A 1651-nucleotide genomic window follows, 5' to 3' on the forward strand; every position below is an offset into this window, starting at 1 on the left:
CGGTACGTGTCAAGGCACCTGTCGCCTTGGTCCTACAACTGCTAGCCCATTACGCCCTTAATTTCAGGGCGTTCTGGGTTTAAATAAACTGCGTCTGCCAGTTTCCAGTTTCGTGTTCGAGTACTCCAGCGGCTCGGATTAGCTTCCCTGGCATCCTCATAAAGCTCTGTTCTAGCTTGTAATAGGGCGGTTGCTTTGCCCTCGTGCCGTTGGTTTGGCGTGACGTATTTCAAGGCGCTGTGGCGGTGATCTTCGTTGTACCACTCGATGAACGTCTGCACCCAAAGCCTTGCATCAGTGACCGTATCAAATGGTTGATCGGGCCAAAGCGGGCAGTACTTTGCAGTGCGAAAAAGTGCTTCGGCGTAAGCGTTGTCATTGCTCACTCTTGGCCGGCTAAAAGAAGGTTCTACACCCAGCGCGACCATGCTTTCACGCAACAAAGAACCTCTCATCACGTGTCCATTATCTGAGTGCAACACCAGCGGACGACCTGCAGTATGTTCACGTAAACATCCCTTTGTGAGCAGTTCACAGGCGTGTTCGGCGCTCTCCACCTCGTGGACTTCATTGGCGACCAGTTTGCGGCTGTAGACGTCCTTGACCATGTACCAGTAGAAAAAACGGCCCTTCACTGTGCTCGGCAACCAGGTGATGTCCCAGCACCAAACCTGATTGGGGCCATCAGCGCGATGCGTCGTCAGTACTCTGCGTTTTGGGGCTTTGGCCCGGCCGCGACGGACGTTTTGATTGACGGCTTTCAACACACGATAAAACGTCGACTCCGAAGCCAGATAAATGCCTTCATCGGCCAGCTTAGGCACGATTTGGTGTGGGGTCAGGCTGGCGTAGCCAGCCTGATTGGCAGCATCCAGCACCGCTTGACGCTCCGTATCACTGAGCTTGTTAGCCGGAGCTGCACGTTGAGCCAACTGTCGTCCGTCACACGACGAGTGTTGCCAGCGTTGAACTGTGCGCAGGCTCAGACCCAGTTCATTGCAAGCGCGGTATCGACGAGCGCCATTCAACACTGCGTCGGCAATCAACTTCATGGCTTGCGTACGATCAGAGGCGTTGATCAGTCTTCCTTGTCCTTGCCCCAGATCGCATTGGCTTTTTTTCTGAGCTCCAGCAACGCCACCGCCTCTGCACGACTGGCATCAGACTGAATCAGTTGGCGTTCAAGTATTTTGATGCGCCGTTGCTCGGCCGTTTTTGATGTTCGAGAGGTGAGATCAACAACGGGATTAGCGTTTTGGCATGCCACTCGCCACTGTTGGATTTGCTCAGGGTAAATGCCTTTGATTCGGCAATATTGAGAGATCTCGACCTCGCTCAACGGCGCGGTTTCCATGACGGCATTGAATTTATCGGCGCTAGACCATTGGTCACTGGTCTTGCCGTTTCCCGGAACAATTAAGCCTTTGTCTCTAGCCATTTGTCTCCAGTTTCGCAGTGACTGTGGCGTGAGATTGAGTGCAGAGGCAAGTTCCGCCACTGATCGATTGAGTGGCGGCATCATTTGCAGAACGACCCAATCTTTGAAGTCGTTGTCGTAGCGGTTACCCATTTTGGACATTGTTAAGCACCTTCGCCCTCTTGAGTAGTTGAGTCAATCAACAAGGGCGACAGGTAGCCTGACACGGAGGGG

At 53.3% G+C, this 1651-nt stretch carries 1 protein-coding gene; it reads right to left on the reverse strand.

Annotated features, from left to right (window positions below):
• Positions 1–41 precede the first annotated feature (41 nt).
• A protein-coding gene (locus tag EJA70_RS25260) for an IS3 family transposase (protein ID WP_256677734.1) occupies positions 42–1570 on the reverse strand; the annotation gives its coding sequence in 2 pieces (ribosomal slippage) (positions 42–1129 and positions 1129–1570; 1530 coding nt in all).
• Between the last annotated feature and the right edge of the window lie 81 nt (positions 1571–1651).

It is taken from the genome of Pseudomonas sp. PB103 (assembly GCF_009764635.1).
GTDB lineage: Bacteria > Pseudomonadota > Gammaproteobacteria > Pseudomonadales > Pseudomonadaceae > Aquipseudomonas.